This is a genomic window from Desulfomonile tiedjei DSM 6799 (genome assembly GCF_000266945.1).
GTDB lineage: Bacteria > Desulfobacterota > Desulfomonilia > Desulfomonilales > Desulfomonilaceae > Desulfomonile > Desulfomonile tiedjei.
In genome coordinates, this window is record NC_018025.1 from 4862920 (window position 1) to 4877717 (window position 14798).

At 51.4% G+C, this 14798-nt stretch carries 9 protein-coding genes; 7 read left to right on the forward strand and 2 right to left on the reverse strand.

Going from position 1 to position 14798, the window contains the following annotated elements:
* Window positions 1-427 precede the first annotated feature (427 nt).
* On the forward strand, window positions 428-745 hold the full coding sequence (locus tag DESTI_RS20755; protein ID WP_014811944.1) for a putative quinol monooxygenase: 318 nt from the start codon (window positions 428-430) through the stop codon (window positions 743-745).
* A gap of 495 nt (window positions 746-1240) precedes the next feature.
* Here DESTI_RS20755 and DESTI_RS20760 read toward each other — a convergent pair whose 3' ends face one another.
* Together DESTI_RS20760 and DESTI_RS29210 are read right to left on the reverse strand one after the other, a co-directional pair.
* Complete coding sequence (locus DESTI_RS20760; RefSeq protein ID WP_014811945.1) at window positions 1241-2227, reverse strand: GHMP family kinase ATP-binding protein; 987 nt, start codon at window positions 2225-2227, stop codon at window positions 1241-1243.
* 389 nt (window positions 2228-2616) lie between these two features.
* The gene (locus DESTI_RS29210; protein WP_014811946.1) at window positions 2617-3210 is read right to left on the reverse strand and encodes a DUF2062 domain-containing protein; all 594 of its coding nucleotides are present in this window, start codon (window positions 3208-3210) and stop codon (window positions 2617-2619) included.
* Between the two features lie 318 nt (window positions 3211-3528).
* Between DESTI_RS29210 and DESTI_RS20775 the strand changes: the two genes are divergently transcribed.
* The 6 genes from DESTI_RS20775 to DESTI_RS20805 all read left to right on the forward strand — a co-directional run bounded on the left by DESTI_RS20775 (window position 3529) and on the right by DESTI_RS20805 (window position 14740).
* On the forward strand, window positions 3529-4935 hold the full coding sequence (locus DESTI_RS20775; protein ID WP_014811947.1) for an NAD-dependent malic enzyme: 1407 nt from the start codon (window positions 3529-3531) through the stop codon (window positions 4933-4935).
* 77 nt (window positions 4936-5012) lie between these two features.
* A complete protein-coding gene (gene tatC, locus DESTI_RS20780) occupies window positions 5013-5780 on the forward strand; it encodes a twin-arginine translocase subunit TatC (RefSeq protein ID WP_157212232.1) in 768 nt (255 codons plus the stop codon).
* 1177 nt (window positions 5781-6957) lie between these two features.
* Window positions 6958-9396, forward strand: a complete 2439-nt coding sequence (locus DESTI_RS20790) for a heavy metal translocating P-type ATPase (RefSeq protein WP_014811950.1) — start codon at window positions 6958-6960, stop codon at window positions 9394-9396.
* A gap of 287 nt (window positions 9397-9683) precedes the next feature.
* A complete protein-coding gene (locus tag DESTI_RS20795) occupies window positions 9684-11123 on the forward strand; it encodes an IS1182 family transposase (RefSeq protein ID WP_014808019.1) in 1440 nt (479 codons plus the stop codon).
* A gap of 244 nt (window positions 11124-11367) precedes the next feature.
* The gene (locus DESTI_RS20800) at window positions 11368-13635 is read left to right on the forward strand and encodes a heavy metal translocating P-type ATPase (protein WP_014811951.1); all 2268 of its coding nucleotides are present in this window, start codon (window positions 11368-11370) and stop codon (window positions 13633-13635) included.
* A gap of 271 nt (window positions 13636-13906) precedes the next feature.
* Entirely contained in the window at window positions 13907-14740 is an 834-nt protein-coding gene (locus tag DESTI_RS20805) for a hypothetical protein (protein ID WP_014811952.1), read from the forward strand.
* Window positions 14741-14798 lie beyond the last annotated feature (58 nt).

Here is a 14798-nt window from a genome sequence, read left to right on the forward strand (position 1 = left end):
ACTCAGCACAGATGTTAGTCGAAAAATCTCCCCTACCCTTTTAATAAGGGGGAATTAAGATGTTGGCCCTTACCCCCCTTTCGTAAAGGGGGGCTGGGGCATAGGCGCTAACTTGGTGTCTTTTTGGCCGTTTGTTCCGGAGGAACAACTGACAATAGGCCGGCGATTCATCGCCGGTTAAGGAAAAAATACAATGATTTTCAAGTCTCGGAGGGACGGCTGATACTAAAATTCCCGGCAATGAATTACCGGGCTATTTTCTTTAGTCCCTTGCGGGACAAAGAATTTCAGAAAAGTTAGCGCCAATGGGGGCTGGGGGGATTTAAATCGGACAAAACTTTCGGCAGACACTATAGTAAGAGAGTAGATCCAATTCTTCTGTGTCCTATCCTCCAGAAAGGCACCAGACCAGGAAAGGGGAAGCACCATGGCAGTAAGAGTTCTGATCACGAGAAAATTCAAACAGCACCATATGGAGGAAGCTTATAGGCTTCTCCTGGAGCTTCGGTCCCTTGTAACCCTCCGACAAGGGTACATTTCTGGTGAGACCCTGATTTCAGCCACGGATCCTCAAACGATTCTCGTGATTAGCACCTGGATAAATGCAAAGAAATGGGATGAATGGGTGCAGACGGAAAAACGGAACGAATACCATAAAAAATTGGAGCCACTCCTGGAAGCACCGGAACGAACAGAAGTATACTTCACGGGAGAAAAACAACCAGAGTGGGTGGATATGGCTTAGAGCGCACTGCGTCACATTTTTGAGCATTTACAGTACTATCAGAATTTTTGTTCAACTGCGAAAAGCGCTTCTCGAAAATCGGTGGGTGCCGTGCCTCCGTGCCGGCACATTCTACCGATGTCATTGATCATATTGAAGATGTGCCGGCATTGAGAAACTGTCTCAGAATGCCGATCCAAAATTACTTGTATTGAGGTTGGCATCATGTTTAGCCGAATATTTGGGTAGGCATGCGTCCCGCGTTTCACGGGATGCCTCTACCAAGCATCGGAATTGTCCACTCAGCATTGCTTTCATATCCTGTCATTGCGAGGAGCGCAGCGACGTGGCAATCGCCTGGGACTCAGGCGCTTAATGTCAGGCGATTGCTTCGCTTCGCTCGCAATGACAGGCTTTAGAGATCTCAGTTCCCCTGAGGCCAATGAGTACCGATTTTCGATGAATTGCTCTGAACAATTCCGTCACTTTTGAGAATCACTATAGTTTAGTATTCTGTCATACGTCCGAAACGTAGATCACCTTACTTCCCTGGGGTTCAAAGGTGAAGGGCATTTCCTGGAGATTGCCGAGAACCTGCTTTACTCTGTCCTGATTCTGCTTTTCCACATAAAAAAGAAGGAATCCTCCCCCTCCCGCGCCCAGCAATTTCCCACCGATCGCTCCTGCAGACCGAGCTTTTTCGTAGAATTCGTTTATGGAATCATTGCTGATGCTGTCCACAACACTTCTTTTGTTGAGCCATGCTTCATGAAGGATCTCGCCAAACCTGTTCAGTGAACGGCCGCTCTGGAGAACCTTGAGTGCTTCGTCGCACAAATCTCTCATTCGGGTAAGCACATCCATTTTCGACAGCGTGACGGAATTCTGTACTTCCAGTATATCCCCTGCCCTGCGGGTCAAGCCCGTGTAAAACATCAACAGATTCTCTTCAAGCGCCAACTTCGTCGCTTGAGGACAGATCACGGGATCGACAAAGACCGACTCATCCGTGTTGAACCGAATATGGCATATTCCTCCATAAGCCGCGATGTACTGGTCCTGCTTTCCAATGGGATCGCCGAGACGTTTGATTTCGATTTCACAGGCTTCGGCTGCCAACTGAGCTGCTGAAACGTATTCTCCTTTGTACGTATGGAGTGCATGCAGCAGCCCTACAGCATATGAGCTGGAAGACCCCAACCCCGTACCGGCGGGAATATCCGCCATAGAGGTAATTTCCACTCGATCCACCACTCCGGTGATCTTCATGGCTTCCCGAATAATGGGATGACGGATCTCATCCACAGAATCCACAAGCTCCGTACGTGAGTACTTGATGAGTATTCGGTTCTGGAAATACGGGGTAAGTGGGTTGATAGTTATGTACACATACTTATTTATGCTGGTACTGACAACCGCTCCCTGCCGGTGCAGATAATACGAAGGAAGATCCGTTCCGCCCCCGCAGAAACTGACCCGTAACGGCGTCCTGGTTATGATCATGATGCACCTGTATCAAAAAGGGATCGGTCGAAGAAAAGGCATGAAATAACCGAAGATCGATAACGGATCGAGATGATGTATGCCCCGTCCAGGAAGGCCGCCCACCGGAAAGTTCTTCCGGGACGGGGTATCACTCAACCCTCCATTCACGCAAACAAAAAACCGATAAAAAAAATCCGGAGTGCGGTACGGGCGAGGATATGCGAGAGCTAACCCATCCGTCAAGGTTTTTTTCTGGGCAACCGCTGTGGCGGCCGAATCGAGCCTCCTGATGAAAGCAAAACTTCAACAAAATCAAAGTGTTTTCGAGGAAACGGATGATATTCGGCTTGGGGAGGGATTGCGCATTTACGTGCCGGAATAGAGCAACATCTGTTCAAAAAAGCCAATTACGTGGTCTTATGGCCCCCATCCTTTTCCAGTTGCCTGATGTACTCTTCGTATTCGGTGCCAAGCCGTTCCGCGGCTTTCCTGCAGCGTTCCTTTTGAATTTTGTACGTCACGACGTATCCCAGAGTCCCGAAGATTACGGCCAAAATCACTGCTGCTATCAACCACCGTAATAGAACATCCTTGCCCAATGCAGCAAAAGCACACGCCACCTCCCAACAATACGACTGGGTCATCATCGGTTCCAAAAGTTTTTCAAATACATCGAACTGAATCGTCGCAGGTTTTCCGATGATAAGAGACCCAAGATAGTAATAGCCATAGTACATGGGAGCCGCATTCAACGGATTCGACACCAGAGTAAATGCGAACGCTATCGGGACATGAAATCTGAAAACAAGTCTGAGTGCTGCTACAGTTACGATCTGAAGGCCCACGGGAATGAGAAATCCCACAATCAGCCCCAGAGAGACTCCTCGAGCATCGAACCAGGGAGGATTTCGAGATAAAACCAGCGGGTCGAGGAAGTTTTGCACGAAGAATTTGCGGAGTCGTGCAATGAAGTTGAACCGTGAACCTGTCTGTGATCGCAATGTTGTTCTCTTTCCATTCCGGTCGCGCGCGACCGGTGATCCTGACCTGTCTGCATCGATCGCTTTTTGGATTAGTGTAATCGAGCTTTTCAACCAAAACCCGACAAAGCTCCAAGCATGTCGACAAAATCCAGAGTGTAAGGTAAACTAGCGGGCCACGAGCCACGCTCAAGACATTTCATATCACAATTTCGAATGTCTCTCAAATTCAGCCTTGATTTGCAGTGCCTCTCGCATTAGCTTTTGCTTGTAGCATTGCCGGACAGTTACAAGAATGTTAAGAACCCCGTTGAATAGCTCCCAGGAGTGCACATAACGATGTCAAAACATAATAGTCCCAGCTATAGCCTGACGATCAGGCTGCGTTTCGATCGAAAACCCGGAGCCCTGGCTCGCGTTGCAACCACTATCGGGTTCCAGGAAGCCCTTGTAGGCTCGATTCCGATAATCAAGATCGAAAAAGACAAGGTCACACGAGAATTCGACATCTATGCGCGGGATGAAGAGCATGAAAGACGAATTATAGCAGCATTAGAAGCTCTACCTGGGGTTGAAATCCTGGGGGTGACGGACCGAACCTTTGCCTATCACGAGGGAGGCAAAATAGAGGTAGTGGCACGCAAACATTTGGGCGGACGAGAAGACCTCTCCATGGCGTACACTCCCGGCGTGGGGAGAATCAGTCTTGCTGTGTCCGATGACCCCAATTTAGCTTACCAGTACACCATGAAAGGCAACGCGGTGGCAGTAGTCACCGACGGAACCGCAGTCTTGGGACTCGGCAATATCGGCCCGTACGGCGCTCTTCCGGTCATGGAAGGCAAGGCGATGATTTTCAAGGAATTTGCTGGTATCAACGCATTTCCGATATGTTTGAACGTCAAGGACGTTGACAGCATTGTCTCCGTTGTCAAAGCAATGAGCCCGGCATTCGCCGGAATAAATCTGGAAGACATCTCTGCGCCCCGTTGTTTTGAAATCGAAAAACGGCTGACAGAGGAACTCGACATACCGGTATTCCACGATGACCAGCACGGCACGGCGATTGCCGTTCTGGCAGCTTTGCAGAATGCTTTGCTCAGAGTGGAAAAAGAACTCTCCTCGGTCCGCATCGTAATTGTCGGCATTGGAGCTGCCGGTGTAGCGTGCATCAAGACTCTTATCGAAGCGGGAGCCACCGATATCATTGCATGCGACCGCGTTGGTAGTATTTTCCAGGGCAGATCCGAGGGGATGAATCCGGCAAAAGAAGAAATTGCGCAGTTGACGAATCGCGAGAACCTGGCTTGTTCGCTCCCGGACATGTTAAAGGATGCTGACGTCTTCATCGGGTTGTCATCGGGAAATCTGCTGCAACCCCATGATTTGAAATTGATGGCCAAAGATCCGATCGTTTTCGCTCTTGCCAATCCTATTCCGGAAGTAGACCCCTGGGACGCATTGGATTACGCCAAAGTCGTTGCAACCGGCCGGAGCGATTTCCCCAATCAGATCAACAATGCACTCGTGTTTCCAGGAGTATTCAGAGGAGCTTTGGATTCCCGAGCAACCAAAATTACTTTGGAAATGCGCATTGCTGCGGCAAAGGCCATCGCAGGACTTGTCAAAGAAGACGAGCTTGCGGATCAGTACATTATTCCGGGCATCTTCAACCGGGATGTTTGCCCAACGGTAGCCGCAGCGGTAGCGCAGGCGGCAAAGGAAAGCGGAGCGGTCCGACTCTAGCTCTCTGCCGAGAATTGATCTATTGTGAAACATGAAATTCATTTTGGAGAAGAATAAGAGTGCCAGAGGAATCGATTTTGACCGAAGAAGAAGCTAGAATGACATTTCTCGAACATCTCGACGAGCTGCGAAAGCGGCTTATTCGGGCTGTCACTGCAATATGTATTATCGCTGTAATATGTTTCATCTTCAGTGAAAGACTTTTCAGCATTCTTTCTGCGCCTGTCGTCAAGCTTTTGCCAAAGGATGCTTCACTCGTCTTCACGTCCTTACCCGACCCTTTCTTCATTTATCTCAAAGTCTCCATAATTGCGGGCCTCTTCGTCGCTCTACCGTACGTGTTGTTCGAGCTGTGGAGATTCATCTACCCTGGTCTGCACAAACATGAGCGGCGTATGGCAGTCCCTTTCATCATCGTTGCCACGCTACTGTTTTATGCAGGGGCCGCTTTCGCGTATTTCCTGGTGTTTCCTGCTGCATTCAAATTTTTCCTGAGTTACCAGACCGCAGATCTGAAGCCAATGATTGCAATTCGGGAGTACGTCTCGCTTATCATGCTGTTGGCCCTTGCCTTCGGAGCTATTTTTGAAACACCGGTCATCATCGTTTTCCTGGGCCTCCTTGGCGTGTTTGACAGCTCATTTTTGAAACGCGGTCGCCGATATTTCATAGTGCTCGCGTTCGTCATTGCAGCCATGCTCACCCCTACGCCCGATGTCATTAACCAGACACTTATGGCCGTGCCTCTACTTCTTTTCTATGAGGTGGGAATCTGGGTCCTTGTTCTGTTCGAGAGAAAACGAGAGAAGGAATTGGCTGCAGAGACTGCTGAAGATGTTGAATAGGTGATTCTGCACCGTGTGGTAAATCGCTCAACCTCGGGGGGAATGCCAATGAGAATTCTGGCACTAGTTCTCTTTCCGGGCTTCATTCATCCTTGCCGGAGACCCGAATTAATATTTGTAAATTTTACTCTCTCCCGCAATTCTGTGCGGGATTCACGACAACCGAATCCCCAAACATTGAAGTCTGGAAATACTGGACAAGGAAATTTTGTAAGTGCCAAAATTAGTGTCTGATCGAAGATTAGGAATATTGGTGGGTGCCGTGCCTCCGTGCCGGCACATCTTCAATATGATCAATGATATCGATAGAATGGACCGGCAGAGACGCCGGTCTCTACCAATAGCCTGTAATTCACACGCAGGATAAACGACAAATTTTTGGCACTGACTATAACTCTCACAAGTCGGAGTCCTGCGCGCGACACAACAAACGCGTTGCGTGAGTAACGCAGCCCCGGAAGCGAGCTTGGAACACGAGATCAACAACTTTCGCAGTCACACGCACAGTCGGAGGGACCTGTCAGAAAGAACTCGGTTGCAGATTGAGGCTCCTCACACGAACACCTGTCATCCTCAAATAATACAGAACACCCCTGTTCATTCATTTCCGTTTGTCGATCGCGAACCCACCCCAACTCTTCTTCCGACTCAGAACCCTTTTGCATGATTGCGTCGTCCTGCATATTCATGGTCATCTCCCTTGCAAAGAATTTCTTACAATCCATGATGCTTGAAGGTCGGATTAGGATTCACGTTGCGTGAGTGGAGAGTGAATTTAGAGTAATTCTCGAAAGTAATCGCGGATTGTGAACAGCGGTTCCTCGAAATTGGTAGCCACCGGCCTCCGTGTCGGTGGACAATATATAACAAAATCAATTAGTTTTGCCCGGCAGGGACGCCGGACGCTACCAATACTTTTCTTTTACAGTTGCCGGTTTACCTCAGAATTTTTGAGAAACACTAATAGAGCGTAGAAATTTGCATATTGACATTTCACTTTGAGTCGTCTACAAATGACAGGCAAGTCTATCTATAATAGACAGTCCAAATACTGGGCTGCTTGGAAATGTTCACACAATTGCACACTTATGCCGTGAAATTATCCATTCTGTCGGCTTTAGGTCGTGGAAACATCGATTCTGAATAACTGAGCAAACGAGGATGAGGAGGGACAAGAATGCATATGAAAGCCGAGTTCCTGAGTACCGCGGAAAAGGTGCGAATATCCCAATCGAATGGATATTTCATGGAAGATATCCTGATCCGCCACGCTATTCCCGGGAGAATGCGAGTCAAGGTCTCGGCTATCCGTTTTCTCCAGGCTCGAGCCCACTATCTCCAGGTGTGGCTTTCTGAACGTAGGGAAATCGCATTTGTAGAAGTCCGCTCAGGCACCGGAAGTGTCATTTTGGAGTACGATCCTCAGAAAATAGGATGCTCCGCGATGGTGGACCTGGTCCTTGCAGGAGTGCGGGCGGCTCTGTCAGCTCCTGAGACGAGTTCTTCAGTTCAGGGAGCGGTATGTGGGTCGGATTGTCCGGTATGCCGGCCATCAGAGCGGCAGATAGAACAATCCTTTACCGGACGTATTGTGGAAGTCGTCGCTCTCTCGTGTTTCATGCTCTATGCTCTCGTTCGGCAGATCTTCTTCAAAACTCCGCTTGCCCAGGGTCCTCTCAGTATAGTTGCCCTTGTGGCAACTGCCGCTGCTATTCCGCTGCTCCGACACGCGTTGCACGACATGAAACAGGGCAGGTTCACCAGTCTTTTTCCATTCCTGGCTGCTACTACCCTGCTGGCCATTTTCACCGGAGAAGCTCTCACTGCTCTGGAAGTCATCTGGATACTTCGCGTGGGTCTGCTTCTCGAGGATTACGTGGCTGACAAGTCCCGTAAGGCGATCCGAGAAATTCTGCTGCTGGCAGAGAAGAACACCTTCATCTGGGTTGATGGAGTTGAAGTGGAGACTCCCGTGGACCAGTTGCAGATCGGAGACACCGTTGTAGTGCATACCGGTGAGAAGATTCCGGTAGACGGAAGTGTCATAAGAGGTGAAGCGTTGGTCGATGAGTCTCACATTACCGGTCGATCGCACCCGGAAGTCCGGGGGAAAGGCACCCCTGTATTCGCAGGCACCATCGTGCAGAGAGGGGTCATCTTCATCAAAGCGGAGAAGGTTGGCGATAATACGTATCTTTGTCGAATACTCCACATGGTGGAAGACTCACTCGCAAACCGTGCGCCTGTCGAGAAGCATGCGGATATTCTTGCAGGTAGACTGATGTATCTGGGGACAGCGGCTACGGCCGGAACCCTCCTCTTTACCGGGAGTCTCGTGCGTTCCTTTACCGTGATGCTGGTGATGGCCTGCCCTTGTGCGACGGTGCTCGCTTCATCCACCGCCATAACGGCAGCTATAGCCAATGCGGCGCGTAACCACACACTCATTAAAGGGGGCCTCTACCTTGAGATGGTGGGCAAGGCGGACTGCTTCTGCTTTGACAAAACCGGTACCCTGACAACGGATGTGTCGGAAGTGGTTGAAGTTGTCCCACGCTCACCCAAACTGAAACCTCGGGACGTCCTGGCACTTGCGGCAGCGGCGGAGATCCATAATGAGCACCCCATGGCCAAGTCAATTGTGGAAGCAGCGAACAGTCAGGGCATAGTTCCCGAACCCCATGCTGTATGCGACTTCGTGCTGGGAAGAGGTGTCAGGGCCGAGCTTCGCGGTGACACCATTCTCGTGGGAAATCTCAAGTTCATGGAAGAACAGGACGTGAATACTTCCTTCTTCAAGGCACGGGCAGCTAAGGTTATTGCTGACGGGAATACTGCTCTTTATGTGGCAAAGAACGGCAGAGTGCAGGGCATGATTGCGGTCGCCAATAGCGTTCGTCCTCGAGCCGAATCCGTATTGCAGTGGCTCAGAGGCGACGGCGTAAAGACTCTTCATATGGTTACAGGGGATACCGAAGGCATGGCCAAAGCAATGGCGGAAAGCTTTGGTTTTGACGAGTACCGTGCAAGCCTGCTTCCGGAAGATAAAGGTCGCTATGTGGCAGACCTGCAAACCAACGGCAGACGACTGGCAATGGTGGGAGACGGAGTGAATGACGCTCTGGCTCTTTCTAAAGCTCATGTGGGCATAGCAATGGGAGCAGGCGGTGCTGAGGTTGCCATTGAATCCGCGGATATCGCTCTCGTGGACAGCGACCTGGAAAGACTGGTCTCGCTACGTCAGCTCAGTCATCAGACGCTCAGGATTGTGGAGCAAAATCACTGGCTGGCCATCTCTACCAACGTCCTCGGAGCCTTCTTTGGGGCTGCCGGATTGCTGTCGCCCGTCATGGGAGGCCTTCTCCACATTGTTCATACTCTGGGAATACTTTTGAACTCGAAAAGACTGGAAACCTGGGAAGCACCGGGGCTTTTGGATGAAAAGACAAGTCCCGGCCGTTACACTGGCGTGAAGCGAACGAGCGGAGCATTGTTGCCCCACAGAGAACTGGGGCGTTCACAAAGCCCACGAACCTCCGCAGAATCATGCGTCGCAGCGAAGGGTGCGGAGCATGGTTCGCGAAATGTGAAGGAGCAACCATTCAGTTACGCATGAGAGAGGTTTCTTCAGCCCCGAAGGGGCTTCCCAACAGTAGCCGTGGGTGCAAACCCACGGAAGCGATACGGCAAATCCTTTGTCTTCAGGACCCTGAAAGGGTCCACCAATGACATTTGGGAATCTTGCCTGTTGGTCGACCCTTTCAGGGTCGTTGAACCATGCTTATGGACATGGCGCTGTCCAGTCCACGGGTTGACGAAACTGTCTCAAAACTCCATTTTGGGCTCGCGATTTGCCAAGAGATGTACTAGAAAGGAGAGGAATTCAACAACCACGAGGCTGTCATGGGCAAACAGATCCGGGCCGATTACGAACAGATCTTGATGTTTCCGCCGTCAGTGGAAGACTGGGTGGCTAAGGATCACCCGGCGCGCTTTATCCGAGATTTCGTGGATTCCTTGGATCTGTCCGAGTTGGGAATCGAGGTTCCCGACAGCGATACAGGACGTCCTCCGTATGCGCCAGATCTTCTGTTGAAGGTGTGGCTTTTCGGATACTTCAATCGGATCAGGAGTACCCGTAAGCTTGAAAAGGGTTGCCTTGAGAATATGGGGCTGATTTGGCTGACGGGGATGAATGCTCCGGATCATAATTCCTTATGGCGATTCTTCAAGGCGAACAAGAAATCATTGAGGCATCTGTTCAGACAGTCGATTCGTGTTGCTCTGAAGGCCGATCTGATCGGTCTAGCTCTTCATGCCGTGGACGGGACCAAGATCCAAGCCGTCTCATCCAACGACAAGGCTCGGGGTCGTGAGCACCTGGAGAGGTTTCTGGAAAGTGTTTCGGAGAGATTGGACCGCACGATTGCCGATGCGATGACTGAGATAGAGAGAGCCGAGCGGGAAGAGACCGGTGAGTATCGCCTTCCGCAGTCCATGCAAGACGGATTGAAACGGAAACAGCGGATACAAGAGGCTCTGAAGGAGTTGGATGAATCGGACAAGAAGTCAGTTCACCCTTCGGAACCGGAAGCTCGCTTTATGAAGAATCGCCGGACCAAAGACTTGTCGTACAACGCTCAGGCGGTTGCCGACCAAAAGAGCGGCCTTATCGTGGCCGCAGATGTGGTCACGGATGGGGCCGACAACGGGCAATTGGTCCCCATGCTCGACAAGGTGAAAGAGAATCTGGGCGCTGTGGCAGAGGAAAATGTGGCGGACGGGGGATATTTTTCCTCAGGGCAGATAGGTCTGGCCCATGAGCGAGAATACGGCATTCTTATCGGGAAATCGTCAGGGGAAATTGTTTCCGAGAGAGGTGCGGATGAGGATCTCTATCACCGATCCCGGTTCGTCTTTGATCAGGAGCGTGATTGCTTCATATGCCCTGAAGGGCGCTTGTTGCCTTTTCATCAGCGGAAAATTAACGGCAAGAACCACAATGAGGTTCGCAGGTATCACTGCAAGGATTTTCTAACGTGTCCCAATCGCTGGAAATGCTCCAAGAGCAAGAACGGACGCCTCATAGACCTCAGCGTTTACGAGGCGGCCCTAGAACGACACCGCAGCAAGAGGGAAAAACCAGAGAACAAAGAGCGCCTGAAGACTCGAAAGAAGATTATCGAGCCACCGTTTGCCTGGATCAAGAGCGCATTAAGCTTTCGGCGATGGACCGTGGCCGGAATCGACAACGTAAAGGCCCAGTGGGACCTTATTTGCACGACCATAAATCTCAGGAAGCTCTACCACCATTGGGTATCCGGCGAGGTGGCATTCACGTAAGCAGCCGGAGGGAGACCATGACCTTATAACGGACAGTACACTCGGATCGAACCTCGCCTGATCTTCACTTGACGGGACTGCTTTTTTCCCAGAAGCAGGTCCTCCCGTCCGGCTTGCGTGATTCGCCGCAGTGCGCAGGTTTTGAGACGCTTTCTGACACCCGTGGCTACTATTGGGCCGCCCTTCCAGGGCGCAGAATCCCCAATGCCCGCTCGTAACTGAACGGTTACGTGAAGGAGCAAGAATGAGCTTCAAAATCGCACATACTCTGGATTGGCGGACAAGAATCAAAGTTCCCTATCTGGTGAATCGCAGGGAAGCTGCGCAACGGGTCGCCGATGCTTTAAACAACATCCCTGCGATCAGCACGGTTGAAGTTCATTTGGGAACGGGTTCTGTCATCTTGTTTCATCCGGATGCCTCTCCGGACTTCCATACCGTACGGGAAGTACTGGCCTCTGAGGTTCCTTCTGTGAGGAGAGGGCAATGTGACGATAGTGCTGTGTGTTCATCGTGCTCTCCTTCCCTCGCAGCGATTGAGCGCTCCCATGTTTCCGGAGCAGTGCTTGTAATCACAGGGCTTTACATTCTCTTTGAATGGATACGGCGTCTTTTCTCTGGAGGCAGCGGAACTCCCGGCGGTTCGTGGTTGATCCCCCGCATATTCAATCTCCCTGCGCTTGTAGCTGCGGGCCTGAGCATCCCAATCATGAAGGAAGCAGTGCGGAGCCTGTTTACCCGAGGGGTCAGCATGGACCTTCTTGTGACCTGTGCGGCCGTTCTGTCAATTCTCATGGGTGAGGCTATGGCTGCGCTGGTTGTCATGTGGCTGGTGAATTTCTCTGAATGGCTCGAGACCCAGACGGTTGAGAGGACGAGGAAAGCCATTCGAGACATGCTCAAGCAGGAGATCAGAGAAACATGGGTGATCAGAGATGGAGTTGAAGTGCAGGTTGCCGTCTCCAATCTCGTGAAGGGCGATATTGTCAGCATACGAGAAGGCGATGCTGTCCCAGCAGACGGAAAGGTAGTTTACGGCGAGGCTTTGATAAACGAATCGGCCATGACGGGCGAATCCCGGCCGGTATTTAAAGTAGTGGGAGACGTCGTGCTCGCGGGTACCACCGTGGATATGGGAAAAATACATATTGAAGTGGAATCCACCGGCGAAGAGACGCGACTCGGCCAGATCGTTCGTCTCATTGAAGAGGGCCAAGAACACAAAGCCGAGATCGTCCTCTCATCCCAGCGATTCAGTGATGCAGTTGTCCCCTTTTCTCTGGGATTATCACTGCTCACTTACATCCTCACCGGTAATGTGCAACGTGCCATGGCTATGCTGATCATCGCTTGTCCCTGCGGTGTGAGCCTTTCAACGCCCACGGCTCTCAGCGCTGCCATGGGAAATGCCGCGCGCCAGGGTAGTCTTGTCAAGGGCGGGCGGTACCTCGAAGGAGCCGGACAGATAAAGCATCTTACCTTCGACAAGACCGGTACGCTGACGTCCGGTGTTCCCAGGGTTTCCCGGGTAATCTCTCTTGACGACCGATATCAGCCGATACAGATCCTTCAATTGGCAGCAAGTTCTCAGATGCATTACAAGCACCCGATGACCTTGGCGGTTCTCAACAAGGTACGAGAGTCCGAAATCGAAATTCCTCGCCATGAAAAAACCGAGCTCATTATCGGTCATGGGGTAAAGGCAAAAATCAATGGCGACGAAATCCTCGTAGGCAGTCACCACTTTATGGAGGATTACCGGGTCGATCATGACGCGGGCCATGATGAGGAGGAAAGAATGCTTGCCAGAGGAGAAAGCGTTCTTTTCGTGGCATGCAACCGTCGGCTCATCGGGCTCATGGGAGTGGAAGATCGCATGAAGGAGTCCGCGAGAGAAGCTCTCCTTGCTCTGAAAGCTCTCGGCGTAGAACACATTGCCATGTTGACGGGCGACCGCGAGGAACATGCGAGAGCCCTCGCTCAGCATCTGCCCATTGACACGATCAGGTGGGAACAATCGCCCGAGGACAAAGCCTCATGGATCATGCAATGCAAGACACTCTATCCCGACTCGACCGTGGCCATGATAGGAGACGGGATCAACGACGCGCCTGCGTTTTCCCATGCAGATATCAGCTTTGCCATGGGTGACACAGGGGCTGACGTGGCCATCGAAAATGCAGACGTAGTGCTCCGTAATGGAGACCTGGCGCTCGTTGCCCAGACGGTAGCCCTGGGACAGAAAACTCTGAAAATAATACGGCAGAATTACGGCATTTCTGTGGTGTTGAATTTGGCAGGGATGCTCTTTGCTGCACTCGGATGGGTTTCCCCACTGGCGGGTGCGGTTTTTCATAACCTTATAACTGTGGGCGTGGTGAGCAATTCGACCAAGCTCCTTTTTTACAGGGAGGATTTGGCTGCCCTGGCGGAGAACGCTCGAGAAGATGAAACGGCTGAAGGAAACGGCCAAAGACATGCGGAAGGGGGCGAACCGCAGAACGCCCAATAACAAGAGCGAAAGTGAAGATAGGTTTTGTAGTTATTGCCAAAATAAACGACCGAGACTCAGTGTAGATGTTAGTCGAAAAATCCCCCCTACCCCCCTTTAATAAGGGGGGAATTAAGATGTTGCATTCTTACCCCCCTTTCGTAAAGGGGGGCTGGGGGGATTTTAGATCGGACAGGCAAACACTATGATCCTGACAAAGAAAGGATCTTCTCGGAGAGTCAAGTAGTCACAATTCAGAAGAATGTCGATGCACCAGCTTGAGGAGGTACACATGATAGAAACGCCGATCGCGCAGGAACAATATGGGAACCAGGGTGAAGCTGTTTCCATGCCGGAATCGGCAGGAGTTCAGTGGAAATCAGAGGAAAATGTCGCAGGCAAGATTCAGGAAAGTGTTTGTGAATCCGGGTACGGAAGTCATGGGACTGCCACGGCAGGAGATCCGGGGCAGACGTGCTCTGAGAGCCGAGGGGGCTCGGGTCAATCAGGATCGGGAATCCCGGACTCAGGAGTCGGATGCAGTGAGCAAAGCGGGGCGTCACCGCACACACAGGGAGCTTGGAATCCGGGCGTGGGTCCGCAACAGACGGGCGCTATGCCCGGTCAGGCAGCTCAGTATGGACCGTACATGTACAATCCCGGTTACTACGAGAATCCTACCTTCGGACATCCTATGGGCGGTTCCCCGCAATACGTGCATCCGGGTATGGGACACCACCCGGGATGCTTTGCACATCACACGGGAATGCACTGGCATCCGCAGCAGGGTCCCCATTTCGGAGCCAATCCCGGACCCGGTTTCGGCTATGCAGAGTCTGGCCGTCATGCAGGACAAGGGGAACAGAATTACGGCCAGTTTGCAGATATGGTCGGAAAGGCCTTGCAGGGACAAGCAAATCCACAGGATCTGCTCAGCGGACTTTTGAATCTGAATTTCAGCGGCGATCAGTTCTGGAAAGGGGTCATTGTCGGGAGTGTTGCTGCGCTCCTGGTGAGTAGCGACTCTGTCCGACAGGCTGTGACAGGCGCTTTGGGGGGAATCTTCGGTAAAGCCCAGGCAACAACAGCACAATCTGAAGATAAAACAGGCGAAAATGCCTCGTAGGGCGCACAAAGAACCTGCCGTCGATCTGCGTGCAGGACATGAACTTGCATGACATTCA

Excerpts from the sequence above, each read along its gene's own strand:
- DESTI_RS20790 (WP_014811950.1), top strand. The coding sequence starts at position 6,958 with ATGCATATGAAAGCCGAGTTCCTGAGTACCGCGGAAAAGGTGCGAATA.
- DESTI_RS20755 (WP_014811944.1), top strand. The coding sequence starts at position 428 with ATGGCAGTAAGAGTTCTGATCACGAGAAAATTCAAACAGCACCATATG.
- DESTI_RS20800 (WP_014811951.1), top strand. The coding sequence starts at position 11,368 with ATGAGCTTCAAAATCGCACATACTCTGGATTGGCGGACAAGAATCAAA.
- DESTI_RS20795 (WP_014808019.1), top strand. The coding sequence starts at position 9,684 with ATGGGCAAACAGATCCGGGCCGATTACGAACAGATCTTGATGTTTCCG.
- DESTI_RS20805 (WP_014811952.1), top strand. The coding sequence starts at position 13,907 with ATGATAGAAACGCCGATCGCGCAGGAACAATATGGGAACCAGGGTGAA.
- DESTI_RS20760 (WP_014811945.1), bottom strand. The coding sequence starts at position 2,227 with ATGATCATAACCAGGACGCCGTTACGGGTCAGTTTCTGCGGGGGCGGA.
- DESTI_RS20775 (WP_014811947.1), top strand. The coding sequence starts at position 3,529 with ATGTCAAAACATAATAGTCCCAGCTATAGCCTGACGATCAGGCTGCGT.